Source organism: Streptomyces sp. NPDC031100 (assembly GCF_055570785.1).
In genome coordinates this window covers 16725-41464 of record NZ_JBVIGN010000015.1, presented here as the reverse complement: position 1 = coordinate 41464, position 24740 = coordinate 16725, and the positions used below count along the sequence as shown (strand labels likewise).

Annotated in this window: 22 protein-coding genes and 1 pseudogene; 12 read left to right on the top strand and 11 right to left on the bottom strand. The window is 70.6% G+C overall.

Annotated elements, in window-relative coordinates; all coding sequences use genetic code 11:
- Window positions 1-41 precede the first annotated feature (41 nt).
- Window positions 42-365, top strand: a complete 324-nt coding sequence (locus ACZ5DS_RS34230; protein WP_468246372.1) for a hypothetical protein — start codon at window positions 42-44, stop codon at window positions 363-365.
- Between the two features lie 46 nt (window positions 366-411).
- Entirely contained in the window at window positions 412-1029 is a 618-nt protein-coding gene (locus ACZ5DS_RS34225) for a hypothetical protein (RefSeq protein WP_468246369.1), read from the top strand.
- A gap of 7 nt (window positions 1030-1036) precedes the next feature.
- On the opposite strand, the gene ACZ5DS_RS34220 is transcribed toward ACZ5DS_RS34225, so the two are convergent.
- From ACZ5DS_RS34220 to ACZ5DS_RS34195, 6 genes are all read right to left on the bottom strand, one after another.
- Window positions 1037-1384, bottom strand: a complete 348-nt coding sequence (locus tag ACZ5DS_RS34220; protein ID WP_468246367.1) for a hypothetical protein — start codon at window positions 1382-1384, stop codon at window positions 1037-1039.
- Entirely contained in the window at window positions 1384-2151 is a 768-nt protein-coding gene (locus tag ACZ5DS_RS34215) for a hypothetical protein (protein WP_468246365.1), read from the bottom strand. The genes ACZ5DS_RS34220 and ACZ5DS_RS34215 overlap by 1 nt, the downstream gene beginning before the upstream one ends.
- Before the next feature lie 217 nt (window positions 2152-2368).
- Window positions 2369-4219: a hypothetical protein gene (locus tag ACZ5DS_RS34210; RefSeq protein ID WP_468246362.1), complete on the bottom strand. Its 1851-nt coding sequence runs from the start codon at window positions 4217-4219 to the stop codon at window positions 2369-2371.
- Window positions 4212-4688, bottom strand: coding sequence for an ABC-three component system middle component 2 (locus ACZ5DS_RS34205; protein ID WP_468246360.1), 477 nt, complete (start codon window positions 4686-4688; stop codon window positions 4212-4214). Before ACZ5DS_RS34205 ends, ACZ5DS_RS34210 begins: the two co-directional genes overlap by 8 nt.
- Complete coding sequence (locus ACZ5DS_RS34200) at window positions 4685-5800, bottom strand: ABC-three component system protein (protein WP_468246359.1); 1116 nt, start codon at window positions 5798-5800, stop codon at window positions 4685-4687. The genes ACZ5DS_RS34205 and ACZ5DS_RS34200 overlap by 4 nt, the downstream gene beginning before the upstream one ends.
- Before the next feature lie 269 nt (window positions 5801-6069).
- On the bottom strand, window positions 6070-7128 hold the full coding sequence (locus ACZ5DS_RS34195) for a hypothetical protein (protein ID WP_468246356.1): 1059 nt from the start codon (window positions 7126-7128) through the stop codon (window positions 6070-6072).
- A gap of 122 nt (window positions 7129-7250) precedes the next feature.
- On the opposite strand from ACZ5DS_RS34195, the gene ACZ5DS_RS34190 reads away from it, so the two are divergent.
- The 5 genes and pseudogenes from ACZ5DS_RS34190 to ACZ5DS_RS34170 all read left to right on the top strand — a co-directional run bounded on the left by ACZ5DS_RS34190 (window position 7251) and on the right by ACZ5DS_RS34170 (window position 12100).
- Entirely contained in the window at window positions 7251-7514 is a 264-nt protein-coding gene (locus ACZ5DS_RS34190) for a helix-turn-helix transcriptional regulator (RefSeq protein WP_468246354.1), read from the top strand.
- A 170-nt stretch (window positions 7515-7684) separates the two neighbouring features.
- On the top strand, window positions 7685-8539 hold the full coding sequence (locus ACZ5DS_RS34185) for a DUF6083 domain-containing protein (protein WP_468246352.1): 855 nt from the start codon (window positions 7685-7687) through the stop codon (window positions 8537-8539).
- Window positions 8536-9016, top strand: a pseudogene (locus ACZ5DS_RS34180) (hypothetical protein). Before ACZ5DS_RS34185 ends, ACZ5DS_RS34180 begins: the two are co-directional and overlap by 4 nt.
- Entirely contained in the window at window positions 9013-10605 is a 1593-nt protein-coding gene (locus ACZ5DS_RS34175) for a UvrD-helicase domain-containing protein (RefSeq protein WP_468246349.1), read from the top strand. The pseudogene ACZ5DS_RS34180 and the gene ACZ5DS_RS34175 overlap by 4 nt, the downstream one beginning before the upstream one ends.
- 706 nt (window positions 10606-11311) lie before the next feature.
- On the top strand, window positions 11312-12100 hold the full coding sequence (locus tag ACZ5DS_RS34170) for a hypothetical protein (RefSeq protein WP_468246347.1): 789 nt from the start codon (window positions 11312-11314) through the stop codon (window positions 12098-12100).
- A 99-nt stretch (window positions 12101-12199) separates the two neighbouring features.
- On the opposite strand, the gene tpg is transcribed toward ACZ5DS_RS34170, so the two are convergent.
- Both tpg and tap read right to left on the bottom strand, forming a co-directional pair.
- The gene (gene tpg, locus ACZ5DS_RS34165; RefSeq protein ID WP_468246345.1) at window positions 12200-12757 is read right to left on the bottom strand and encodes a telomere-protecting terminal protein Tpg; all 558 of its coding nucleotides are present in this window, start codon (window positions 12755-12757) and stop codon (window positions 12200-12202) included.
- Window positions 12758-12772: 15 nt separating this feature from the next.
- Window positions 12773-15010: a telomere-associated protein Tap gene (gene tap, locus ACZ5DS_RS34160; RefSeq protein ID WP_468246342.1), complete on the bottom strand. Its 2238-nt coding sequence runs from the start codon at window positions 15008-15010 to the stop codon at window positions 12773-12775.
- A gap of 240 nt (window positions 15011-15250) precedes the next feature.
- On the opposite strand from tap, the gene ACZ5DS_RS34155 reads away from it, so the two are divergent.
- Both ACZ5DS_RS34155 and ACZ5DS_RS34150 read left to right on the top strand, forming a co-directional pair.
- Complete coding sequence (locus ACZ5DS_RS34155) at window positions 15251-16177, top strand: ankyrin repeat domain-containing protein (RefSeq protein WP_468246713.1); 927 nt, start codon at window positions 15251-15253, stop codon at window positions 16175-16177.
- Window positions 16178-16194: 17 nt separating this feature from the next.
- Entirely contained in the window at window positions 16195-18633 is a 2439-nt protein-coding gene (locus ACZ5DS_RS34150) for a helicase associated domain-containing protein (RefSeq protein ID WP_468246340.1), read from the top strand.
- A gap of 69 nt (window positions 18634-18702) precedes the next feature.
- On the opposite strand, the gene ACZ5DS_RS34145 is transcribed toward ACZ5DS_RS34150, so the two are convergent.
- The gene (locus ACZ5DS_RS34145; protein ID WP_468246339.1) at window positions 18703-19563 is read right to left on the bottom strand and encodes a hypothetical protein; all 861 of its coding nucleotides are present in this window, start codon (window positions 19561-19563) and stop codon (window positions 18703-18705) included.
- Window positions 19554-20522, bottom strand: a complete 969-nt coding sequence (locus ACZ5DS_RS34140; protein WP_468246338.1) for a pentapeptide repeat-containing protein — start codon at window positions 20520-20522, stop codon at window positions 19554-19556. Before ACZ5DS_RS34140 ends, ACZ5DS_RS34145 begins: the two co-directional genes overlap by 10 nt.
- Before the next feature lie 381 nt (window positions 20523-20903).
- On the opposite strand from ACZ5DS_RS34140, the gene ACZ5DS_RS34135 reads away from it, so the two are divergent.
- Window positions 20904-22280, top strand: a complete 1377-nt coding sequence (locus tag ACZ5DS_RS34135) for a helix-turn-helix transcriptional regulator (RefSeq protein WP_468246335.1) — start codon at window positions 20904-20906, stop codon at window positions 22278-22280.
- A gap of 208 nt (window positions 22281-22488) precedes the next feature.
- On the opposite strand, the gene ACZ5DS_RS34130 is transcribed toward ACZ5DS_RS34135, so the two are convergent.
- Window positions 22489-22641, bottom strand: a complete 153-nt coding sequence (locus ACZ5DS_RS34130) for a hypothetical protein (protein WP_468246333.1) — start codon at window positions 22639-22641, stop codon at window positions 22489-22491.
- A 370-nt stretch (window positions 22642-23011) separates the two neighbouring features.
- On the opposite strand from ACZ5DS_RS34130, the gene ACZ5DS_RS34125 reads away from it, so the two are divergent.
- Both ACZ5DS_RS34125 and ACZ5DS_RS34120 read left to right on the top strand, forming a co-directional pair.
- Entirely contained in the window at window positions 23012-23779 is a 768-nt protein-coding gene (locus ACZ5DS_RS34125; protein WP_468246331.1) for a hypothetical protein, read from the top strand.
- Window positions 23780-23879: 100 nt separating this feature from the next.
- Entirely contained in the window at window positions 23880-24734 is an 855-nt protein-coding gene (locus ACZ5DS_RS34120) for a hypothetical protein (RefSeq protein ID WP_468246328.1), read from the top strand.
- Window positions 24735-24740: the final 6 nt, after the last annotated feature.

Here is a 24740-nt window from a genome sequence, read left to right as displayed (position 1 = left end):
AGTCTATTGACAAGTGATTCGCGATTCGCGATAAATAAATCATGCAGCATGCGGAGGAGTTGCGGCGTCTGTCGGCGGGAGTCTTCGGCAATCGCTACCGGGCCGAACTCATCGCCGCCCTGGCCGCCGCCGGTGACAGAGGTGTCTGCCTGGGGGACCTGGCCATGGACCGGCAGGTGCCGGCGAGCGTCTACCTGCCGCCGGTTCACACCCTGATCACACTCGGCCTGGTCCAGCGGGTCCCGCCCGCGACCGGGCAGCGGCGGCGCTTTTACCGGCGCTGCGGCAGCGCCCAGGCCTGGCGGTCACTGGCCGCCACCGTGGCCCGGCTCCAAGAGCACCAGGCACCGCCCAGCGCGGCCTAGCCCGCACCGGTCAGCAACCACGCAAGCAGAGTGGAAAGGGGCCGGCATGGCGGCGCCGACAGCACGAGCACGGACCTTCGTCCAGCATGCCTCGGCCCCCCTGGTCGGCCCAGGCGCGCAGCTGGCCGAGACGACCATTGAGGGCAGCCGCAACACCCTCGTCTTCTACCGGCGCGATCACCTCGAGTGCGAGCGACGCCGCGCCCAGGGGGCAGCTGAGCTCGGCATCGCAGACCTCACGGTCCTGCTCAACCTCCCCGCCGACCTTCCCGTCCGGCTGGACTCACTGCCCACCCGGCTGCGCGAGCAGATCCGCGCACTGCCCCGGGGCGCCGTGACCCTCACCGGCGACCACGTCTGCCGGCGAGCGGTACGCCCGCTCACCGTGGACCTCGTCATCGTCCGCGCCCGCAGCACCCACTGGGAAAAAGGCCTGGCCCGCGCCAGCCGCTTCAAGCCGTTCACCCGCCATGCACTGCTCGTCGACCCGCCCGCCCACGCACGCGACGACCTGCTGATGCGCGCCGCCTACCTGGGTGTCGGCATCCTCGAGCCGACTGCCGAGGGCCTTGTCTGGACGCTGGCGCCCGAACCGTACCGGCCCCGCCGTCATACCCCCGTCGCCTGGCACTTCACCGAGCAGCTCCACGCCCGTCTGCCCTGACGCCACGTCAGCCGGCGTGCCGCGCCGCCCGGCGTGCGGGCAGCTCGGCCCACGCGGACAGGTCCGGGGAGACGGTGAACCCCGGCAGCTGCTGGATCCGGTCATTCCACAGCGCCGAGCTGTCCAGTGCCTGCAGGCATTGCTGCCGCCACCACCCCGCACGCTCGGCCGCGTCGACCGCGCGCAGCTGCCGCACCCACACCATCAGCGAGGACGCGTTGTGCCCCGCGGCGGGAACCTGCTGCGCCATGCTGGTGAACCGGTCCAACGGCTCGCCCCGGCACTCCTCGCACCAGCAGGCCGGGGCCTCGCCGTCGAACCGCTTGGCCAGGGTGAGCCCAAGGAAGAAATCCATCAGTTCCGGGAACAGGACGGCCGGGCTGCCCGGGCCGCCCCCGATGCCGCTTGCGCCGACGTCGGCGGCGCGGTGTGGCGCATGCTGGCGTCGCCGCCGAACGCGGTGAAGCCCGCACCCCGCGCCAGGCCACCGAAAGCGCCGAGGCCCGTGCGCAGCACCCCGATGCCCGGCACCAGCTCCAGCAGCCGGGCCAGCCCCGCCGCGCCGCCGCGTGCATCCGGCCGGCCGCCCACCAGGACCGCCTTTGGCCCCGCGACCCGGTGCAGCACCTCGGCGAGATATTCCACCGGTCCCGGATGCAGCCAGCTGGCGTCGACGGGCACCGCGAACACCACCCGCGGGTCGCCCAGGTGCGTCACCCGCGCCGCTGCTGCCTCCAGCGCGCCGGTGTCCCCGGCGTGCAGATATCCGGTCGGCGTCACGGCGAGGTCGGCGAATGCGAGGTGGGCCAGCATCAGGTGTTCCAGCGGATCCCCGAACAGGGGCGCAGGCCTGTTGTCCAGGCTCGGGAAGGGCGCTTCCTCGCTGGCCGCAGCGACGCGATAGCAGGCCTCGTCGACCAGCAGTGCGGCATCGAAGCCGTCCTCCCGCAGCTGGACGGCCTTGGTCAGCGCCCCGTCTCCGGTCAGTACCAGGCCGCTCGAGGACGTATCGACCCGACCTCGGTAGCGCGCCGCGCGCCTATGGCCGACCTGCAAGAGCACCCGGTCCGCCACGGCTGCGGGAACCGCGCCGCTGAGAGGAAGAGGCGCACGTGCTGTCATGTTGCCTCCGCGCAGGCCGGACGAGGCACAAGAGACGCTGAGCACAGGCCCGCTGCAGCAGCCCGGGGTGCGAGCGTGACACAGCAGGCACACAGGCCCATCGCTCAACTCCCTGCACAGTAACAGCACTTACGCGAGCGGAGGGGCTGCTCCGGGCAACAGTCGCCGGCCGGGCGGTCGGACCTGAGGAGGAAGCAGCCCAATGCGCTGCACGCGACTACTGCGTCGGCAAAGACGAAGACGTCAGAGGGAAGAATCCGAAACGCTGGCCGTGGGCCTCACGGCTGAACATGTAGACCTGCCCCTGATCGAGGATGTCCGAGGGCGGGTCGGTGTTCTCCACGACGATGGCCTGGCCGCGGAAGGCATTGAGCAGGTGCCGGTAGAAATGCTGGGGCACGCTCTGGCGTAGATCCGCCTCACGCACTCCGGGTTCCCGGAAGGTGACCAGGGGGGAGTCCAGCACGATGAAGCCGGGATGGCTGCGCCGTTGCTCCAGGCAGTAGTCGGCCAGGGCCGTGGTGAACGCGGCGTGCAGGACGGCGCGCATGCCCTTGCCGTGGCCGGAACGGGACCGGTCGCCCACATACAGCTCCGCCGTGTACTGGTCGTAGGTCACCTCTTCCTCCCGCCGTACCCGCCAGGCATCGAGCGTCCGCTCGATGGTGCGATCGAAGCCGGTCATAGTGGCGGGCGGGATGCCGCGGCTGGGCTGTCCGCCCGGCTGGGCCTCCTCGGAGACCAGCTGTGCTCTGACGTCTTCCAGCTCCTCGATCCGTGCATGCAGGCCGAGTTCGTTCTCCAGGCGGGAGCGGGCGGCCATCACTTCGGCCACCTCGTCCTGCAGGGGGGTGAGTTCTTCGCGTTCGATGCGGGTGATCTCGGCGTCCGCCTGCTCGGCCAAGGCGGCCTGCACGGCCTGGTCCCCGGCCACGTACTCGCGCTGCGAGCGCAGGTCGTCGATGGTGACCAGCAGGTCGGCCAGGAGCGTGCGGGTCTTGGTGCTTTCCGCGGTGACGGCTTCGTGCAGGGCGGTGGTTTCCATGGCGTCGTGGGCGGCTTGCTGGTGGTGGGGCTCTGCGCCGCAGAACACGCACGGGCCGCTGCGGAAGTAGCCCAGCAGGCTGCCGGCCTCGCTGACCATGCCCAGGCGGGCAAGGTCGGACTCGTACTGGGCGCGCAGCAGCTCGAACCGGCCCAGCAGGTCGTCGGTCTCGGCCAGGCGCTGGGCGTACTGGGCGAGCGCCACGGACAGGGTCGCGCGGTCGGAGGCCGCCTGCGCGTGGCGGCGGGTGACGTCCCGCAGCGATTCGGCGCGGGTGTCTTGATGCTCCAGCAGCCGCCGCAGCTGCTGCTGCAGCTGACTCTGGTTGGCCTCGCGCGAGGCGAGCTGGCGCTGCAGCCCGAGGATCAGCTCGTCCAGCAGGCTGATCTTGCCTTTGTGGACGCGGCGCTGCGCCTGGTTGAGGCGGTTGGGCGAGGGCTGCTCGCCCACCCCGGTGAGCAGGAGCTTGAGGGCCGACTTGTGTGCGGTCTGGCCGCTGGTGCCCGAGGTCCGCAGGACGGGGGAGACCTTCGAGACCATGCGGGTCTCGCTGATCAGGCACAGGTGCAGCAGGTCCCGGAAGCCGGCGAGTTTGGTGCCCCCGGAGTCATTGGTGGCCAGCAGCGAGCCGTCGAGCCTGATGCGCTCCATCAGGTAACGGGAGAGGTTCTTGGTGGTGCGGGGGCTGTGTTGGGCCGAGAGCACCAGGTCCGGCGACCGGTAGACGAGGTCGCGGATATCGTCCTCGAAGACGCTGACTCGCCCGGACTGGGGCGCCCGCATCAGGGTGATGACCGATGCGTCGGGCAAGGCGATGCCCAGCAGGATCTGCGAGTAGCCCTCGGCCTCGGGGATGAGGTTCAGCTTGCGGGCGCCGAGCATGTAGTCGATCGACTCGGTGACGAAGGACTTGCCGGTGTCCGAGGCGCCGTAGACGATCGTCAGGCGGGGATCGAAGTCCACGCGGGCCGTCTCGCGACCCATGCCAGCATAGGTCAGATGCAGCAGGCGCAGCTCAGTCATCGTCGCCTCCCCGGCGCGGCAGACGGCTCTCGAACGTTTCCATCCACCGCTGGGTGATGTCGTCCGTGGCGGCGCGGCTGTCGGCCGGGGCGCCGTAATGGAAGGCCAGCGCCCACTGCGCCCGCTCCCGCAGGGCTGCGATATACGGGGCCTCGAGCAGGTCGAGGAAGCCCGGGCCTTCCTCGCTCGCCCGGTACATCAGCCCGCCGTCGTCCGCCTGCATGTCGGCCAGCCCCGCGCGCATCAGCACCACCAGTCCCTGCTCGAGCAGCTGGCGCTTCATGGCCAGTTCGCCCGGGCCGGCCGGCAGTGACGGGTGCACGCTGGGCGGCCCGTCCATCTCGCCGCTGTGCAGCATCGCGTAATCCAGATACACCAGTTGAGCCAGGTCCAGGGGCCGGGGAAAGGAGGCGGCGAGCAGCACCAGAGCGCGCACACCGACCTCCAGCGGGCTGTTGAGCGCTCTCACGTCTCCTCCTCGACCCAGGTCAGCCGGTCGTCGTTGGCGAGCTGGTGACAGATGCCCATACGGTCAATGGTCTCCACCACGTGGACCAGGACGTTCGTTCCCAGCGGCATGTCGCGTGCCGCGTCCTGCACCGCGTTGAGCCGGTCGAATCCGGTGGCGAAGTCCCGCCAGGTCACATTGACGACACCGTCGTAGACGTTCTTCTGCAGCGATTCGAAGGTGCCCTCCGGCACGCTGTCGCGGGCGAACACCCGCAGTTGCTCGGCGCAGTAGAAGGCTTCCCGCTGGTGCTGCAGGTGAGGGCCTGCCTTGGAATGCGCGCGAACCTGCCCCATCGCTGTGGGGTCACAGCCCCATTTCTCCTGGTAGACGTCCAGGAGCTTTTGGATATACCGGGTCTCCACCAGTGTGTGTTCTGGCGGGGGAGCTTGACGGGCTTCGCGGTCCGGCAGCCGCGTGCCGAATCTGCGCACGTGATACGGCGTGGTGGCGTGCTGTTCGAGGATCAGGTCGAGATTGGCCGCCTCGAAGCGGGCGAAGTCCGTCTCCCGGGCCAGCTCCAGCGCCGCGCCGAGCGGATCTGCGCCGTATTCCGCGGTCAGCCGGTCGGTGCCCTTGGCGGCCCAGTCGAGGAACGTCTCCTTCAGCTCCGCGGGTTTGGCCAGCAGCTGCGTGAGGGAGGCGCCGATCCTGGGTGCCACGAAGACGTAACGCTCGGGCAATGTGCGGTACTTACCGCCGGCCACCACCGCGATGATCTTCAGTATCTCGACATAGGCAATGGCCGGGGTGAGCGCCTTCCCGTAGTGCTTGCACTGATAGCAGTGCCACCGGTCGTCCGTCCGGCGCGCGGTGAGGAACGCGGCGACATCGGCGCCGCCGTCGTGGGCGCCGCCCAGCTGCATCACGTCCACGTATCCCTCCTCCTTCAGTGCCAGCAGCCACTCGTAGACGAACTCCTCGAACTGAGTCGGCGAGTGATGCGCAAGGATCTGCTTGGGCGTCATCGCGGGGCCTGTCGCCATCATGGGGGACAGCACTGTCACTGGGACCTGCGACGGCTTCGGGACCTCGAAGAACAGCGGCTCGGCGGAGCCGTCGGGTGAACTCATGCATCCCCCGTCGCATGATCATGATCGTTGCCCAGAGCACGTTCTTACCATCGCCCACCGCGCCCCGAAAGCGCGCATTCCGCCATTCAGGACCCGTGTGGCCGAGGTGTGGGCAATGGGCGCCATCTCGGGGCGAAGGTTGACCGCGAACCCCCTGCGCATGGCGTCCGGTCGCCGTGCCCCTGCGCGCGGGACCATCTCACGGCCTCCGCCGAGACGATCGGCAATGACCGGGCCGGCATGCTGCTCGGCGCTTGTCTGTGATGCCGCTACCGCGGGCGACCGGGACTGGACCGGGCCGGAGCGCGAGGAGTTGCGGGGGGCCGGGGCGGAGGCAGGTGCCAGACCGCCTCGTCGGTCTCCCGGTGGTGGTGCCAGGCCGTCAGGGTGCGGGCGGCCACCAGCCGGTCGAGGAGTTCTTCGGTCTGGTGGCAGGAGTGCCCGCACAGCCGGGCCAGGATCTCCAGGTCGGCGCTGTGGCGGGCCTGCGCACTGGTGTGCGCAGCCAGCACCAGCGCGGTCAGGTGCAGGGCGGACGGGGCGGCCGCCGGCAGCGCCAGGGACGTCGAGTGCATCGCCCAGTGGGCGGCTCGGTGGCGTGCACTGCGGCCGGGTGCCTGGTCCAGGACGGTGGGATCGAGCAGCCGCACCGTCACGTGCGCCGGCCTTGGGTCGGGCAGCTCCAGCCAGCCGGTGTGGGCCAGTTCCTCCCACAGCTCCCGGCGTCCGTGCAGACGCATGCCGCGCAGCAGTCCTGCCGGCAGCCGGACGTGTCCCCGGCTGTCGGCACGCAGGGCGCACTGCAGGGCCAGGAGGCGGGCCGCGGGAGAGGTGAACCGGGGAAGCGCCGTCGCGAGGTAGGTGAGCATCTCCCGCACTCGCAGTTGGTCATGAAAGGGGGAGAGCGAGGTGCCGGCGGGCGTGGTGGCCGCGGCGTGCGGCCGGTGCGGGCCGAGCAGGGTGTCCGGCACGACGGCGGTGTTGCTCGTCGCCGCGGCGCAGGCCGCACACGTGTCTGCCAGCCGCCAGGCGCGGCCTGCCCGGTCGCGGGTCAGGGCGAGCAATACCGGCCCCGCGCAGCCCCGGTGCCGCGGATGCCAACGGCACTCCTGAGCCCGGCACTGGCAGGTCCGCAGATGTCTGGGCAGTGCGTCGGTACGGGCGTGGCAGGCCAGATGGGCCAGGACTGCAGACCGCGCGGAGGACGCCTGAAGGGGAGGGGTGCGGGCGGTGCAGTGGACGCAGACGAGACTCGGCCCGCCCGCCCCTGGGCGCAGTTCCACCGTCCAGATACGCCGCACCGCCGTGTGCGCGCCGGCCAGCCTCATCGGCCTGTTGCCCTCCCGTCCGTCGGTGCGGATGCCCCAGCCGCAGGCGTCCGGGACGCCCGCACGGTAGTGCAGATGCCTGCACCGCGAATGTCACTCTCTCTGCACCATCGGATGGTGGGGTGACGATCTTGCCGCCCGACCCCGACCTCACCGCGTTGCGTGTCGAACTCGCGCGCCTGCGGGGCGAGCGTGGCTGGACCTTCGACGAACTCGCCGAACGCAGCGGCCTGGCCCGCCGAACCCTCATCGACCTGGAGCACGGCCGCACCACCGGCAGCGTCACCACCTGGCATACCCTCGCCCACGTCTTCGACGTACCGATCGACCACCTGCTGGGCACCCTCTGCGCCGACCACACTCCGCCCGGCGAGCAGCGCCCCTGACCCGCCGCGGGCCCCTGCGCTGCACCCTTCGCAAATCACCCGATGCGACGAGCAGGCATCGAACATCCGACTCCCTGTCGGTATCTCTGTTCGAGAAGGTTGGGCCGGCCGTGGGACACCGGCGCCGCCACACTGTCCACGCCCGCGTGTCGCCTGACACGGTCCCCGCCATGTGCCCCATCCCCTCCTCCGCCGGCCGCCACTGGGACGGCAGCCCCCGTATCCGCCACCCCCGCCCGCTGCGCGTGGCCACCACCAGCCCCAGCCGCCTGCTGCGCGCCGGACAGAGCGGCCGCTGCCGCCGGTGCGGCCACCGCATCGACTGCTACCAGCGCACCGACGACCGGCCCATCGCCCTGCACCCGGGTGAACTGGCTGTCGCCCACGTCCCCGACGCCTGCCGCTGGCACCTCAGCGGCGGCATCGCCCACCCGCACGGTGACGGCAGCGCCTGGTGCCGCATCCCGCACGCCGTCCTGTGCCCCGCACGCATCCCCACCTGCCCGATCAGCCCGGAGCTGGAGGCGGTACGCCGCCAACTCGCCGTCCGTACCCGCCGTCTGATCGACGCCGGTGTCCTCGCTCCCGCGCCCACTTGCCGGCAGCCACCTCGCGACACCGCCTGCCCCAGCCGCCCCGTCGTACGGATCCTGCTGGTCCGCTACCTTGCCGAGCGCCCCGTCGACACCATCCGCTGCGTGGCCCAGACCCGCCACCGCGACCGCTGCTCCCACCCCGTGCAGGCCTCCACCGGCCCCATGGGGGCCTGGAGACTGCTGCCCACCGCAACCCAGCGCGGCCAACTCGCACTGCCCGACATCCTGATGGCCGTCTACGACCTCAGTCACCTGCCCTACAGCGAGCAGTTGCGCTGGCGCGCCCAGCGCTGTTCCGCACACGCCGCGGCACCGGGTGCCGCCGATCTCGCCACGGCAGGGTGGCAGCCTTTCGACCCCCTCCTGCACGCCGAGCACATCCGCACCCGCCTGCCCCACCCTCCCGCCGACCGGCCCCGGAACGGGTGACGATGCCCCACCACGCTTTGGAGATCACCTCACCCGGCCCCTCACCCCTGCCGAACTGCACACCGCCGCCCGCGTGCTGCCGCTCGCGGCCAACGATGACGCCACCCGCCTGATGGCCCTCGTGCGCGCCAGAACCCCCGCCGGGCCGCCCACCGCCTGCGCCACCGGCTCGGCCCGCGGCTGCCCGTCGATGTGATCACCACGCACTACCCGGACAGGGCCGGGCAGATCCTGCTCAATGTCGCCTTCCCGCCCGCCGTCCATGCCGCCATCCGTCACTCCGCCGGCCAGGCGGGACAGGCTCCGGGACTGTTCCTGAAGCGGTCCCTGGAGCGCCCCCTGGCCCGGCACGCCAGCGAGGAGGCCGACCGCCTCGACCGGGCCGTGGGTGAACTCCTGGCCCACACCACCTCCGCTCACCTGCTGACGGCCCTCGGACGTGCCCTCAGCCGCCATCCCGGAGCCGCGCAGCCGTGAAAGCGACCGACGAACAGATTGCCGCAGCCGACGCCTTCCACGCCGGCGACCATGTGTCCCTGCAGGCCGGTGCCGGGACCGGCAAGACCACCACCCTGGCCCTGCTCGCCCACAGCACCACACGCCGGGGCCGCTACCTCGCCTACAATCGGGCCATCGCGCAGGACGCCACCACCCGCTTCCCGAAGAACGTCTGGTGCAAGACCGCCCACGCCCTGGCCTACGCCGCCGTCGGCCACCGCTACACGGCCCGCCTGAACGCGCCGCGCCGCCCGGCCTGGCAGACCGGACAGGCCCTCGGCATCACCAAAACCGTCCGCATCGGCGAACGTGACCTCTCCCCCAAGGCCCTCTCCTACGCGACCCTGCGCACCGTGGCCCGCTTCTGCCACACCGCCGACGAGACGATCGCCCACCACCACGTGCCGCACCTGCGCGGCCTGGAAGACCGCGACCTGCACAAGCAACTGGCCGCCCACATCGTGCCGTTCGCCCAGAAGGCCTGGGCCGACCTGCAGCACACGGATGACGGAGCGGTCCGTTTCGACCACGACCACTACTTGAAGATCTGGGCCCTCACCCAGCCGACGATCGATACCGACTTCCTCCTGCTGGACGAGGCTCAGGACACCAATCCCGTCGTCGAACAAGTCTTCCTTGCCCAGCGCGGCCACGCCCAGCTGGTGATGGTGGGCGACTCCGCCCAGGCCATCTACCACTGGCGCGGCGCCAGGGACGTGATGACGGGCTTCGACGGCACCCGGCTGGCCCTGTCGCAGTCCTTCCGCTTCGGCCCGCGGCTCGCCGACGAGGCCAACCGCTGGCTGGCCATCGCCGATGCCCCGATCCGGCTGAGCGGCACCCCCGCGGTACCCACCGAACTCGGCCCCATCGTCCAGCCCGACGCGGTGCTGTGCCGCACCAACGTGGGCGCCATGGCCCAGGCCATGGACCTGATGGCCGCCGGACACCGCGTCGGCCTGGTCGGGGGAGGAGAGAGCCTGCGCGCTCTGGCCCTGGCCGCCCGGGACCTGAAGGAAGGACGCCGCACCACCCACCCCGAATTGGTCCTGTTCCCCTCCTGGGGCGAACTGCAGGACTACGCCACCCACGACCCGGCCGGGCGCGACCTGCGGCCCTTCGTCGACCTGGTCGACACCCACGGCACGGACGCCATCCTGGCCGCCGTCGCTCAACTCGCCCCCGAACCCCAGGCCGAGGTGACCGTCTCAACCGCCCACAAGGCCAAGGGCCGGGAATGGGCCCACGTGAAGATCGCCGACGACTTCACCCCGCCCAAGGACAGCGATCAGCACGACGACACCGGCCGCCCTATGCCCGGCCCGATCGACGACAGCGAGGCCCGCCTCGCCTACGTCGCCGTCACCCGGACCCGCCGCCGGCTCGATATCGGCGGCCTGTCCTGGATCCACGACCATCCCGATGGATCTCCTGGCACGCCCGTGCATGTCGAGACCTGTGCCCGCCCCGCCCTTGCGGCGGAGCGAGCACCAGCCACTTCGGCCGCATCCCGGGCAGAACCCACCCCACCTGAGATGGCCCCTGTGCCTGCGGCGCCCAGGGGCTGAGCATCAGGGGGCAGAGCAGAGGCTGAGCGAAACGTCGGCCAGATTCTGCCGGGCTTGGCTCACCCCTTCTGGCGATCTGGCCGTCGTGCTCGACTCCTTCAGCAGGCCTTCCCGTTGTCCCGGTGTCGGTGAACTGCGGAAGGAAGCCAATGTCACGGGATCTGTTCGTCGAGCAAGTCGTCATCAACTCCACCGGCGGGGTACGCACCCTCGACTTCGCCCATCCGGTGGTGTGCGTCTACGGCCCCATCGACACGGGCAAGACGACGCTGGTCGACTGCATCAAGTACCCGCTAGGACTGCCGGTGGAGTGGCGGCAGGTGCCCTCGGAACGGCTGACCTCCGTCACAGTGCACCTGCGGATTGAAGGCATGCGCATCGCCCTGCGGCGCTCCACGGTCGCCGATACCGGGACCGTGGAACTGATCAGCCCCTACGACGGAAAGGTCGAAGAGCTTCTCGACGTCACGGCGCAGCCGGACGGTGACCGGCGCGTTGTAGGTGAGGTGCTGCTGGATCTGCTGGGCTTGTCCGAGCTGTTTGCCCCGCCCACCGCCGTGGCACTGCTCGGCAGCGGTGCCCGTCTCACCTTCGCCCAGCTCTACGCCTTGAACTACCTCTCCCAGGACATGGTCGACGGCACGGAGGCCGTCCGCGGACAGGCCAACACCGCGCAGTCCTACAAGACCGTCGTCGAGCTCAGGTCGTGCAGGCAGCCGAAGCCGCGCTGGCCACGGCGCAGAAGCGGGCCATCGAGGCGGCCAAGGCAGCCAGTGAGGCCCAGGATGCTCTTGCTCAGGCGCGGGCAGAGCTGGAGGAGCGCACCCGCCTGGAGATCGGGCCGCTGGCCGGGCAGATCGAGCAGCTCTCGGCTGCCCATGCCGGCGCCCGCACCCGGACTGGCATGCTCGAGCGGCAGCTCGACCCGCACCGGCGGCTGCTCGAACTGCAGCGGGCGCTGCGCGCGGCCGAGGAAGAACTGCGCGGTGTGCGCGAGGACATCAAAACGCGCAAGAACCTCCTGTCCGGACGCCAGGCCACCCTGGCCGAGATCGAGGAGCAGTTCGCAGCCATCATCGGCGGCCTGTCGCTGCCCGGAGAGCCTGGTGCGCGCATCGATCACAACTCGCTCCTGCCGAAGGTCAGGGCAGGCAAACTCACCAAGGTAGGCCACGATGTCCGCACCGCGATCAACGTGGCCTACCGGATGACATTCCTCAGCCACGCGCTGGTCACCGGAGCCACCGATCTGCCGTCCCTGCTGATCATCGACTCACCGCGCAAGAACGTCGGGTACGGCACCGAGGACCCGCAGCTGATCGCACGGCTGTACGCGCACTTCCTCGACCACATCGCCGGCGCCCGAAGCGACACGCTGCACGCACGCCCGCACCAGGTCATCATCGTCGACAACGACCTGCCCTCTCTGCCCACGCAGCTGCGCCGTCAGATGCACACCATCGAACTCACTCGGGACGATCCGCTGGTGCCCTGACCCGCGCCACGCGAGCACGATGGAGACGGACGCCGCTCTCGGACGTGGCCGCGGCGGTATGCCGGGGTGCGGAGACCCGATGTCCAGCGCCCTGACTGGCTACAGCTCGAACTCGAGGTCGAGGAGGTCGGTGAGTTCCACTTCGAGGCCGTGGGCGCGGCGGCCGCTGTCGCGGAAGTAGACCTCGCCCAGGGCCTCGGCGGCGATCTGGCGGAGCTGGTCCTCGGTGAGACCGGCTTCCTGGGCTTGAAGGAGGCGGGCGGCGTGGCGGGGCGGCAGCGCGAGGGTGAGGTGACGTACGCGGGCGTCGTCGGTGCTGCCGGGGGCGGCGGTGTAGCCGAACCGGGCCTGGATATCGATCATGATGCCGCCGGTGGTGGCCGCGGCCTGTTTGGCCTGGGCCCTGATCTGCGGCTGCCAGCGCACGCGGACTTCACGCTCGAGGCGGTCGGCGAGCTCCGGGCGGGGTTTTCTGATCTGGTTCTTCACATAGCGTTCGACGGTGCGCTGGCTGATGCCGAGCAGGTCGGCCACGCGCCGGGTGCTGCGCTGGTGCTGGCGGACCAGGTATCGCATCTGTGCCCCGGCGGTCTTCGGGATCGGGCGCGTGACCCCCCCCTGGACCGCCTTGTCGAGTTCTTCTCCGACGGTGACCATCGCCGCCTGCTCCTCCTACTCTCCGGTGTCCTTGGCACTGGCCTCGCCGGTCTTGATGTAGCGGGCGAGGTTGGCGACATGGCCGTCGGCGCCGAGCTGCTCGAGCACGTCAGCCCCCCACAGCACGCTCTGGGTGCCCTCGTGCTTGACCATCCCGGGCGAGACGCCGAGCCTGAACGAGCCCGGCACGGTCTTGCCGTCGGCGCCGTACGGCAGCACGTCCAGGGGGCTGGGCCCGTCGGCCGCGTACACGGCGCAGTCCGAGAGGACCGCCACCGGATACTGTCCGGTGGCCGCCGCCAGATTCAGCATCTTGCGGTGCATGTTGATCCGGGCCCGGGAAATGACGGTGGCGCGGATGTCGGGCCGCCAGGTCGGGCGGGCCAGGGCGGGCCAGGCCTGTCCCGGCTTCCAGCCGCCGCCGCGGGCTTTCTCCTGCAGCTTGCCGATGCCGCCCTTGACGGTCATCTTGACCGCGTCCACCACGATCCCCAGCTCCGGATCGCGCTGCTTGTAGCCGTCCATCGCTTCCAGGAACTGGTGCGGGGACAGCTTCTCCGCGACGCCGAGGTCCGCCATGGTGGCGACGTAGGCGTCGCGCAGCCGCTTGTACCAGCCGTCCAGGAACCGGCCGCTCTCCCGGCGCAGCCAGGCCTCGACGGGGGTGACGTCGTAGCCGAGTTCGACGGCATAGGCGACCGTCGGCGTGGCGTACCAGGCCGGACCGGTCGGGCGTTCGCCGCTCGGCGTGAACGGGCTGGGCAGCAGCGCGCCGTCGAGGTCGCGCCACTGCTTGCCGACCTTCACCCGGGACAAGTCGACGTGGGAGAGATCGACCAGCCAGGAACCGGGCACCGCCGCATCGAAGACCGGACCGGTGACGTGCACGGGCGGCGAAGCCAGACCGACGACCGCACCGTTCGCGGCCGCGCCGAAGGCCAGGTTCACATCCAGGCCGACCAGGTGCCCCTGCATGCACTCGGCGTCGGTGAGATCCCGTGCCCAGTCGTAGGCCTCCTCGAACAGCTTCTCGTCGGGGCCGCGTACGTGGAAGCGGGGCAGATGGGCCAGGACGGGGTGTCCGTCGGTCGCCTCGCACGGCGCGGGGTCCACCGGCTCCGTACCCAGCGAGCCGGGCCGGTGCTCGCGGTGCCGCCTGCCGTCGGCGTCCGGCTCGCTCGCGCGGGTCGGCGGGTTGAGCGCGGTCATCAGCTGCAGCCCCGTCACGGCGGTGGAGCCGACCGGCGTCATCACCCGGGCCGCGTACACCCCCAGCACCCGGGCGAGTTCCGCCGGCTGAAGCTGCGCGGCATGGCCCCAGGCGCGGCCGTCCAGGGCCCGCCAGGAGGGGATGCACAGCTGCACGCACTGCCTGCGGCCGCCCTGGGCGGGGCGGTAGATCCGCGCCCACGGCCCCAGCCCGCGCTTGGTGAGCTGCCAGTCGGCGCGCTCGAGCTGCTTGATGACCTTGTGCCCTTCCGGGAGCCGCCCGGCGAGCCGCTCGGCTTCGGACAGTGCGGCGGGCAGGCCATAGCGTTCGCACGCCGTCTCGGTGAGCACCAGCAGCGGGTCGCCGTCCTTGCCCGAACCGTGCAGCCTCTCCGACCCGAGCTGCGCCTCGGTGAGCGTCCATTCCACCAGCGCGGGCAGCGACTTGGCGGGCACGTCCAGGATCAGACCGCCGACGCCGTAGCCGGTCACCTGCCGGTCGGAGTCGGCGTCGAGGACGAGCAGCGGGCCGTGCGCGTACACCCCGCCGTGCCCGGGGGCGTTCGCCGGTGCGGCCTTCTTCGCAGCCGGGCGGCGCGAACCCGCGGCCTGCTCTGCACGCGGCAGCGACACTGCGGCCCCCCGTGAGCCGACCGCCGCCATGGCCGTGGCCGGGAACTCCTCGGCCACAGGCGCTGCAGCAGCTTCCGGCGCCCGGCCCGTGGGTTCAGGCCGTGCTGCGGGGGTGACGGTCTGCGCCGCCGCGACGTCCGTGTCCTCCTGTGGGGCGCCGGTGCTCTCGGGGGCGGGGTAGAGCGCGGCGAGCTGCTGGAGCAGGCGCGCGTACGCCTCCCGCTCCGGAGGCCGGGGCTCGGTCCTGCCCGACTCCCAGCCGCCGACGGTCGCCCGCCGCACGCCCAGGGCAGCGGCCACTTCATCCAGAGTGAGCGCGTGCGCCTGGCGCAGCCGCCTGCGCTCGGCCGGCGGCGGCAGCGGGGAGCGGGACGCGACCAGCGCGTCGACCGCGTCGAACAACTCGGACATGACACACCTCCGTCCCTCACCCTACCCTGAAACGCTCATGCCACGTACAAGAAGCGTACGAACCACGTACTTTTCGCGTACGGACAGTGTTCGGGGTGCTAAAGTCCGGTCACCAGACCTGGGTTATGCACCAGCGGCGGGGAGCGGGCATGTGCTCGTGCCGAGCACTTTCCCGGGTGAGAGGTGACGACGGAGCGAGGGGGAGCGGTGGCAGCAGCAGCAAGTGACGGCTGGGCCGGCATGGGCTGGGACTGGACGGATGCTGACGACATCCGTCGGCGTCTGGACGATGGAGCTGATCCGGAGAGGTGGAGTGGGGGTAGGCCCCTTCATCGGGCAGCGGTGTTCGGCTCCCCGGAAGCTGTTGCGGAACTGGCCCGCCGGGTTGCGGATGTGGACGCGCTGGAGAACGGGGTGACGGCACTGTGGGAAGCGGTCATATCCAGGGAGCCGGCCAACGCACGAGTGCTCGCTGCGGCCGGGGCTGATCCCTGGCGGCTGTCACTCGGCGGCTGGTCACCGGGGCGGCTGAGCCTGGCCGGACCGACGCCGGAGCTGTTCCCGGTACCGGAAGGGGTATCCCTGAGCGATACCGAGCGTGCGGCAGCGCAGGAGGCGCATCGACTCACCACGGCATTGGGCGATTTCTACTACGACGGCACGGGCCTGGCCTGCGTGGCCGATATCGACGCGGCCGAAGCGGTGCGCCGTCTTCAGGCGACGCCGGTGGACGACGAAATCATCGACGAGCTGCTGGAGGATCCCTACGCGTATGACACGGACGAGAGCCTGCAGATCATCGGCGTGACGTCCGTGCCGGGCGGCTGCGTCGTCACCCAGCCCTGGGGATACGCACCGAGCATGCCGGGCGTGCTGGCCCGGTTGTCCGCCGGCACACTCTGCTACGGCCTGTACGCCAATCCCAAGAGCGGCAACCAGGGCAGCATCGCCCGTCATGGAATCATCGAGGGCTCGGACCTGCACCCCGGCGGAGGACCGGACGAGAGCGACACCTTCGCGGAGGTCCTGGCCTCGTACCTCTACCAGAACAACGCCGTCGCCTACGCCTGCGCCTTCGCAGGCCTGCGCCTCACCGGCAGGCGGGCCGTGGCCGGACCGCCCGATGCGTGGGTCGAACTGCCACGCCTCGACTACTGGAGTCACTGACTCGGAGGAGAGCTGTCATGACGGTGGTGGAACTGCCGCGTCCCGGCCGCCCCGAGCCTGCGCGGCTCTTTCCCGACCAGGCAGAGGCAGTGGAGCGGCTGGCCGGGCATCTGCGGCGTGCGGGGACGCGGGGTCTGTTCGTGTCGGCGACGGGGACCGGCAAAACGCTGGTGTCCATCCGAGTGGCGGATGAACTCGGCGCGCAGCTGGTGCTGTTCGTGGTTCCCACCCTGGACCTGGCGGCCCAGACGGCTCTGGCGTGGCGGCGTGACGGCCATCTGGAGCACATGGTGATCGTCTCCTCCATGGACACCAGCGGCCGGGACGACCTGGTCGCGGCCCGAGTCATGTCGACCACCGACCCGCACGCGCTGGGCGGACTGATGTCGGTGGTGGGGGAGGGGGAGGACCAGATCCCCGCTTTGACGGTGATCTGCACCTACGACTCCCTGAACAAGATCGAGGAGACCCAGAAGACGGGGTACGACGTCCCGCCGTTCGACCTGGCCGTCATGGACGAGGCGCACCGGATCGCGGGCCGCTCGGACAAGAAGTGGGCGATCGTCAACGACGCGAAGCGGATCCGCGCGGACCGCCGCCTCTACATGACCGCAACGCCCCGCATCTTCGCCGCGCCCGAGCTGGCGGAGTCCGCCGACCTCACCCGCCCGCGCCGCCGGCGCCCGCAGGGGCCGGAGCTGGATGCGCTCGCCAACTCCATGGACAACGAGGCCGTCTACGGCAAGAAGGTCGTCGAATACCCCCTCGCGAGGGCCGTGGAGGATGGCCGGGCCGCGGACTACCGCATCGTGGTGCCCACCCTCACCGACACCGACCTGCGCCGCCGCCTGAACCTGCCCACCCCCGGCACCACGCCCACGGGCACCGCCGCGCAGGAGGCGACAGACGACGGTGCGCTGCGCACCACCGCCCTGCACCTGGCCGTCCTGCGCGCCATGACCGAACACGGCCTGAAGAAGGTCCTGGTCTACTTCAACCTCGTCTCCGACGCCCGCCGCTTCGCCCGCGAACTCCCCCACACCCTGCGCCTGCTGGCCAAGACCGACCCCGGCCTCGTCCCCGGTGTCGACCCGAAGCTGTTCTTCGCCCACGGCGAGCACACCCCCGCCCAGCGCGCCGACATCTTTGCGGCCTTCGCCGCCGCCGGCACCGCGATCCTCGCCAACTCACGCCTGATCGCCGAAGGCGTCGACATCCCCAGCGTCGACGCCGTCGTCTTCGTCGACCCCACCCGCAGCGTCATCCGCTGCGTCCAGGCCCTAGGCCGCGCCCTGCGCCTGGACGTCTCCGGCAAGACCGCCAGCCTGGTCGTTCCCGTCTACATCCCGCCCGGCACGGACGGCGAGAACATCCTCGGCACCGCGTACGAGCCGGTGTGGGCGATCGCCTGCGCACTGGCCAGCCACGACCACCGCATCCTCGAACGCCTCCCCGACAAGGCCAACCGCCTGCCCAAGGAGACCAGCGACGTCATCGCCCGGCGCTGGCACTTCGACTTCACCGTCCACCCCGAACGCATCGCCCAGGCCATGGACCTGGTCTCCTTCGACCCCCGCGACCCGGCCGTCTCCCGCTCCCGCCGCCTCGGCCTCGCCGCCGCACGCAACTACCGCGACGAGTACGGCAACCTCGACGTCCCCGCCGACTACACCGATCCCACCGGCTACCGGCTCGGCACCTTCATCACCACCATGCGCGACGCCCGCACCGCCGGCCGCCTCGAGCCCGACTGGACGGCCGAACTCGACGCGCTCGGCATGATCTGGGACAAGCACGACGCCGCCTGGCGCGCCCGCCTCGCCGCGGCCGCCGACTACCACCGCACCCACGGTCACCTCGCCGTCCCCGCGACCACCCCCGTCGGAGCCTGGCTCGCCGAGCAGCGCCACCTCGCTACCAAGGACGAACTCGACGCCGCCCGCGCCGAGGCTCTCACCGCCCTCGCCCCCGACTGGCGTCTGCCCAACGGCCCGGACTGGCACCGCAAATACCACCTGCTGCGCGCCCACCTCGCCACCGGCGCCGACCCCGCCACCCTCACCCGCGACACCCTCCTGACCGGGGTCAAGATCGGCTCCTGGCTGCACCGCCAGCTCACCACCTGGCACACCCTCACCCCCGGCCAGCAGCAGATGATGACCGCCCTCGGCCTCACCCCCGACACGAATCCGCTGACCCCCGCCCGCCGCACCCGCCGCACCTTCGAACAGACCGTCCAACTCCTGGAGCTCTTCCTGCACCGCGAAGGCCGCACCCCGGCCGCCCGCGAGACGATCCGCGTCGACGGCGACACCGTCCGAATCGGCGCCTGGCTCGCCAAGGCCCGCACCAAGCACCGCGCCCGCCAGCTCCCCGAGACCCACGTACGCCTGGTGGCCGCCCTATTCGACGGGGACTGGACGAGCGAGGACGCCGTGCCGGCCGTCCTGGTGTAGACGCCCGCCGTCGGCCATGCGAGCCCACCGAGACGCGTCCGGTCAGAGGTGGGCCCGTGATGGCGCAGGTCAGCGTTTGACGCGGTTTCGGACGGCCAGGACTGCCAGGCCCAGGAGGACAGGTTCGGCCACGCGGGAGGCCATCTCGATGTAGGTGCCGCTGGTGGTCAGGTCCTGGCCGGAGGAGCGGAACACTACCGAGTTGAGGGTCACGTTCAGGGACTTCTCGAAACGCTTGCCGGTGAACCTGTCCCCGGTGGGGTTCTGCGGGTCGGTGTTGTTGATCTCGAAGGTGACCTTGCCTCCGCCGGGCGGCACAGTGCCGGCCACTTTCTGCTTCGGGGAGTCGTTCGGAAGGCCGAAGCCCATCAGCAGCACGATGGTGACGAGCATGGCGGCAGCGAGCCAGCCCAGGGCGCGCAAGGCGCGCAGGCCGTAACCGGAGAGCAGCCAGTACCCCCACAACAGGAAGCGTTCGCTGGGCGGGGTTCCGGTGCGGTCGTGACGGCGCATCTCCATCTCGCCGTAGTAAAAGTCGGCGGCACCGGGCTCGTTCTTGCCGTCCTCGAACGCCTTTCGCAGTTGCCGGTAGAGCGCGGCCACGTCTTCCGGGTCGGGGGTGAAGTGGGGGTCGGGATGATGCGGCCCGACGCGCCAGTGACGGGGGGAGGGGTCTTCGTGCGGGACCGGATGGGGCTGGTCGGCGTTTCGTGCGCGCCAGTGGTGCTCCTCGGCCAAGGTGCGTCGGCGGGTCCAACGGGAGAGCCGTATGGGGCGCTGGAGGCTGGTGGGGGTGAGGGCGAAGATGCAACGGCCTTCCAGGCGGAGCTGGTCGAGGTGGAAGGCTCCGGAGAACAAGCAATCGCTCAGATCGACGTCGGTCAGGACCAGGTGCATAGCATCCACCCCGCGCACCGAGGTCACCCGCACCCCCCTCTCGGCACCTTCCAGGGGGCTCTCATCGGCCATCGTGTCCATGACCTCGAAGGGGGCGGGATGAGCGGTGACCGCCACGGGCAGAGATCCACGAGCGCATAGCGCAAACGCAAGGCAGCTGTCGACTCCCACCGGGTCCTGGCACACCAGATCCGACGCGCCGCGATCTCCAACGTCACCGGCACCTCGAACACCGCACCGGATAGATCAATCTCCCTCGAGCACAGCACCGGCCCGAAGTGCGGCATCGCTGCAAACCGTGTCCCGAAGAAGTCAGCGTTGTCGGAGAACTGCGCCCCGTAGAACCAGACGTCACCGGAGAACTGGGTCATGCGGAACCTGGCCTCGCCGGAGAACTGCGCCATGTAGAACCGGGCGTCGCCCGAGAACTGAGCTGCGACGTACGAGGTGTAGCCAGAGAACTGCGCGACATAAAACCTGGCCTCGCCGGAGAACTGCACCTCGTCGAACTCGGCCTCGCCGGAGAACTGCACCTCGTCGAACAAGGCGTCACCGGAGAACTGAGCCCTATGAAACCCGGCGTCGCCCAAGAACCGCGCATCGATGAAAACGGCGTCGCCGAAGAACTCCGCCCTATGGAACGAGGCGGTCCCGGAGAACTGTGCCTCCCGGAACGAGGCGTCGCCGTAGAACTGCGCCTCCTGGAACGCGGAGGCCCCGAAGTGTGGTTTCCCGATCGTGGGGTCGTGGAGAGCACGGAGAAGGGCTTCCAGGAGCGGTTCGGTGAACGGTGTGCCACGGTGATCGATGTCGGTACCGGGGGCCAGACCATCAAGGTAGGTGTCGCGATCGATCTCGGTTAGATGGGCCAGACATGCGCCGTGACCAGGAACCGGGACGCCGCGGCAGCCGACGGGGTCGTCCGCGTCAGCGCCATGGCCGCAGCACGGCCACACAGACGGCGGGGGCGGTACGGGGTTCGGGTGAGCCATGCCTAGAAGACGATCAGGAACGGTCGGGTAGTTGCTCAGACCGCCCACTTCGCAGGGCCCCCTGAAAGTGCTCCCCGGGTGGATCACGGCGTGCTCGCCCAGCGGCTTTGAGTGAGCGACTTCTGAACTCTCCCCTGCGGCCTGCGGGACCCGCGCCGCGGCGAAGCGCCCTGGCAGCCGCGGGGCCGGACCGGTCAACACCGCGATGTGCGTGGCGTAGTGGCCGCCGGCAGGTGCCGACCCAGGGCGACAGCCGCCTCTCCCGCCGCTGCAGAAACCTGTCTCGAAATCGCTGTGTCGATCTGCTTTCCAGTCGTGTACTACTGGGCATCAACAGTGCTGTAGCTAAATACAGCACTTGAGTTGAAGGGGGAGAGCACGTTGGTCTACGACATTCGCCCGCTCGCCAACGGGCTGCGGACGGACCACCCCGTCCCGGGTCTGCCGTTCGTCGACGACTCGCACCTGCCGCTCGATGACGGCCCGGACGCCATCGAGGCGGTGGGCCGCAACAAGGGTGACGGCATGTGGGGGAGGTGCGACACCTCCCACGAGGAAGGATGGCTGGCCTTCACTACCGACCCGATCGCCCACCACCTGGGCTGGGCCATCCGTCACCATCCCGAGCACGGCCGCACCGTCCTCCTGCTCCGCGACGAGGACACCGCTGGCCTGCACACCTACTGGTCCGGCGCGCCGCTGCTGTTCAGGGCCGGCGGCTACTGGTGGGACGGCGACACCTGGTACCGGCCCGGCCAGATCTGGGACCCGGTCACCGAGGACTACGCACGCCACATGGCACGCGCCACCGCCACCGTCCACGCCGCCGACATGCTCGACGGCCACGCCCACCCCGACCGCGCCCACCTGCACAAGGTCGCCACCTTCGGTCCGGCCACCGCCAAGCCGGAGAACTGGATCGACGACCTGACGCGGTGGGCACAGCACCACCAGAAGCAGGACGACCCCCTGCCGCTCGACCGTTGCGTCGTCGACCTGGCCAGTCCCGAACTCGCCGGAGACCGGCTGCTCGGCGTGCCCGAGATGGCCGCGCTCGGCGGCATCACGGCCTCCACACTGCGGGGCTACATCTCCCGAGGCGAGAACGACGTGCCGCTGCCCCAAGCGGTCGTCGGAGGCCGCGCCCAGTGGTCCCGCCCGGTCGCCGAGGACTGGGTGGAGGCCCGGCGCCGCTCCTCCGAGGGGTTGAAGGAGGCCATGTCGGCCGGTGACCGGCACCGTCTCGCCCCGGGAGCGGCCCAGATCCGCGACCGGTTCAGCGAGACCTTCTTCCGCTACCTGTGGAAGCGGCCCGACATCCGCAAGCGCTGGGCCCTGCGCCACCGCAACGAGCCGAGCGTGCGGGAGGTAGCCGACCAACTGGCCTTCGAGGTCGCCGACAGCCTCCGGCAGATCATCCCGACCGACGCCCTAGGACCGACGCTGCGCCACGCCGTCCTGGAGGACTTCACCACCTCGCTGCGCGTCGCTGAACGCCGGGACGGTGAGCTCAAGGGCTTCGACCTCATGCTGTCGCTGCCTCTGGCGAAGATGCTTAGTTGGTTCATCCAGCACTTCCCGACCTCGGCCCAGTGGTACGTCGGCGAGATCATGAGCGAGGCGGACAAGCAGCTCGGTATCTCCGCTCAGGTGTCCGGCGAAGCCCTGCGGCGCTCGGCGACCACGGACGGGGAGCTCGACGCCCAGGCCGCGAAGGAGTTCTTCTCCCGTGTCGTGCCGAGGGAACCGGAGAGCTGAGACCTCCAGCGAACATGGAGAAGGGGAGGAAGCCACCGACAGTGGCTTCCTCCCCTCCCAGGGACCAGCTCAACTCGCCCCCCTCGCCAGACCAACCACGTCGATGGGAACACCGCTTCCCGACGAGCACGGGGCCACGGCCGTGCCGCGGTGGCCTCCACCGGTGGCGCCGGTCCCCGCGTCGGGGCTGCAGGCGGCGGCGCACCGGTCAGTAGTGGGTGTGCCAGCCCAGTGCTTCGGCGACGACCTCGAGACCCAGCTCCAGGGCGAAGCAGACCCCCAGGTCGTGAGCGTTGAGGCTGCTGCCGAGCTGGCGGAAGTGGCCGACCAGCGTCCCCGGCTCGAAGGAGTCGGACAGCACGTGCCAGGGCGGGCCGATGCCCGGGGCGTTCCTGCTCCTGGGTCGCCAGGGCGACCGCGTAGGCGAACACCACAGACCACAGCTGCTCGACGAGGTAGCCCCGGCCGTCCTCGTCCGGGTCCTGCTCCAACTCTTCGGCCAGCTGGGTGCGCAACCGCTCCCGCAGGTCCGGGTGGGCCGCTTCGACGGCTTCGACCACCCTCGTCAGGCCGGCCCCGGCACCCAGGCCGTCCAGGGCAGCCGGACGCGAGTGCGGGGGCAGCCAGATCCTGCGGATGGCACTGGCCAGGCGCGCCCGTCACCGGCACGCCACGACCGGGGGATCAAAACGGCTGCCTTGCGCGGCCCTTGCGTTCTACCGTTGCTGGGCATGAGCACGCAGGCCTTTAAGGGCGCCTACCTTCTGCCGCTGTTCCATGCGATCGAGCAGGCCCGCGGTGATGGCGCCTACCGGCAGCTTCCCGCACCCGCCCCGGCCAGCAGCCTGGGCACCGACGACGCCCCGCTGGGCCCGTACGCTGGCGCGCACCTGATCCGCAGCTCCTACACCGCCGGTCTGGCCCACACCGACGCGCTGCGCCGCCTGACGGCGGCCGGGGAGGTCGACCCGACCAGCCCCTGGACGCTGCTGCGCGGCGCCCTGGAGAACTTCGCCACCGCCCTGTGGCTCCTCGACGGCCCCGGCCAGGCCGAACGTCGACGCCGCGCGCTGTCACTGTGGGACGAGGACATGCGCAATCGCCAGCAGCACGAGACGGACACCGGCCACCAGCCCTCCGGCGACGGTATGACCGGCGCGCAGCGCGGCGCCGAGATACAGGGCATCGCCGACCGTCTCAGCCTGCCCCCGCTCACCCGACCCGGGACCCACCAGATCGTGCTTGCGGCCGCGCCCATCGCCGGCCTGACCGCGGTCAAGGTGGGCGCCGCCTGGCGGGCGGCCTCCGGGTTCGCGCACGGCCGCTACTGGCCCAACCTGCGCGCCTCCCAGCCGCGTGCGGTCATACCGGGAGCCGACGGCGTCCACACCGTCGCCCTCGTCATCGACGAGGACCAGCACCGGCCGCTGGCCGAGTACTGCCACACCATGCTCGACCGGCTGCAGGAGCACTACGCCGCGCGTGCCCAGGCCCGCTGACCGCACCCCAACTGGCCCGGCCCGCCGGGGCGGAAAACCACGGACCGCTGGGCGACCGCCGGGTGCTGCACATCGGCAGGAGCGCACAGGAGCGAGGGAGATGTCCGGCAACGCAGAGACCAACGTGCGTATCGCACCCAGCGCCCTTGAGGCCTTGACGCGGATCATGGCCCGGCAGGGGACGTCACGGGACGCGACGATCCGCGAACTGCTCACCGAGCACGTCGCCGCGCAGGAACAGAGGCAGCCCGAGGACCGGATCACCCACATCTCCACCGTGCTGCGCTACCCTCCGCCGCCGCGCTGGCGAGGCGACCCCAGACATGACGTCCCTCTGCGGGTCCGGGCGCCTGCCAGCCTCCTGCAGCGGGCCCGCGCCGTCTCCCTGCAACTGCCCGGACAGCACCCGCGCGCCCACCGGGACTACCAGGGCCGCCTGCTCACCGATGCGGTGACAACAGCCATCGCCCAGGCCGATCCCTTCACCGACACCTTCCTCACCGACCTGCTCCCGCTCCTGCGCCACGGCGCCGCACTCGGCCTGTGGCGGCTGGTGGTGGCCGCGACCAGCACCGCACCGGAGAAGGCCCTGCTGGAGAAAGCGGACGCCGTACGACGAGCTGGCTACCGACGGACCGACACCCTGCTGACACCCGACCAACACCACCTTTTGCGCGTCGCGGAGGTCCTGGACCAGGACGAGGCATGGCATGCGGCGAAGCGATTCCGGATAGCAACCGTCGCAGCCCGCCGCTACCTCACCGGCCCCCGCGCCGAGGCCGCCGAACAGGCCCTGTACGAGCAGGGCGACGCCTGGCACCAACTGCAGCGGAAGTCGCTCAAGGCCGACTGGGAAAGCAGGCGATTTCCGACGGCGGCACGGAATCACCAGTTACGACTGGACCGGCCGGGGCGGAACAGCAGTCTGGCGCGCCGAGCGCCGAGTCAACCTTGAGTACCT

Bases quoted from the DNA above. Each gene is read 5' to 3' on its own strand.
- ACZ5DS_RS34230 (WP_468246372.1), top strand. From the start codon at position 42: ATGCAGCATGCGGAGGAGTTGCGGCGTCTGTCGGCGGGAGTCTTCGGC.
- ACZ5DS_RS34225 (WP_468246369.1), top strand. From the start codon at position 412: ATGGCGGCGCCGACAGCACGAGCACGGACCTTCGTCCAGCATGCCTCG.
- ACZ5DS_RS34220 (WP_468246367.1), bottom strand. From the start codon at position 1,384: ATGGATTTCTTCCTTGGGCTCACCCTGGCCAAGCGGTTCGACGGCGAG.
- ACZ5DS_RS34215 (WP_468246365.1), bottom strand. From the start codon at position 2,151: ATGACAGCACGTGCGCCTCTTCCTCTCAGCGGCGCGGTTCCCGCAGCC.
- ACZ5DS_RS34210 (WP_468246362.1), bottom strand. From the start codon at position 4,219: ATGACTGAGCTGCGCCTGCTGCATCTGACCTATGCTGGCATGGGTCGC.
- ACZ5DS_RS34200 (WP_468246359.1), bottom strand. From the start codon at position 5,800: ATGAGTTCACCCGACGGCTCCGCCGAGCCGCTGTTCTTCGAGGTCCCG.
- ACZ5DS_RS34195 (WP_468246356.1), bottom strand. From the start codon at position 7,128: ATGAGGCTGGCCGGCGCGCACACGGCGGTGCGGCGTATCTGGACGGTG.
- ACZ5DS_RS34185 (WP_468246352.1), top strand. From the start codon at position 7,685: ATGTGCCCCATCCCCTCCTCCGCCGGCCGCCACTGGGACGGCAGCCCC.
- tpg (WP_468246345.1), bottom strand. From the start codon at position 12,757: ATGGTCACCGTCGGAGAAGAACTCGACAAGGCGGTCCAGGGGGGGGTC.
- tap (WP_468246342.1), bottom strand. From the start codon at position 15,010: ATGTCCGAGTTGTTCGACGCGGTCGACGCGCTGGTCGCGTCCCGCTCC.
- ACZ5DS_RS34155 (WP_468246713.1), top strand. From the start codon at position 15,251: ATGGGCTGGGACTGGACGGATGCTGACGACATCCGTCGGCGTCTGGAC.
- ACZ5DS_RS34150 (WP_468246340.1), top strand. From the start codon at position 16,195: ATGACGGTGGTGGAACTGCCGCGTCCCGGCCGCCCCGAGCCTGCGCGG.
- ACZ5DS_RS34140 (WP_468246338.1), bottom strand. From the start codon at position 20,522: ATGGCTCACCCGAACCCCGTACCGCCCCCGCCGTCTGTGTGGCCGTGC.
- ACZ5DS_RS34125 (WP_468246331.1), top strand. From the start codon at position 23,012: ATGAGCACGCAGGCCTTTAAGGGCGCCTACCTTCTGCCGCTGTTCCAT.
- ACZ5DS_RS34120 (WP_468246328.1), top strand. From the start codon at position 23,880: ATGTCCGGCAACGCAGAGACCAACGTGCGTATCGCACCCAGCGCCCTT.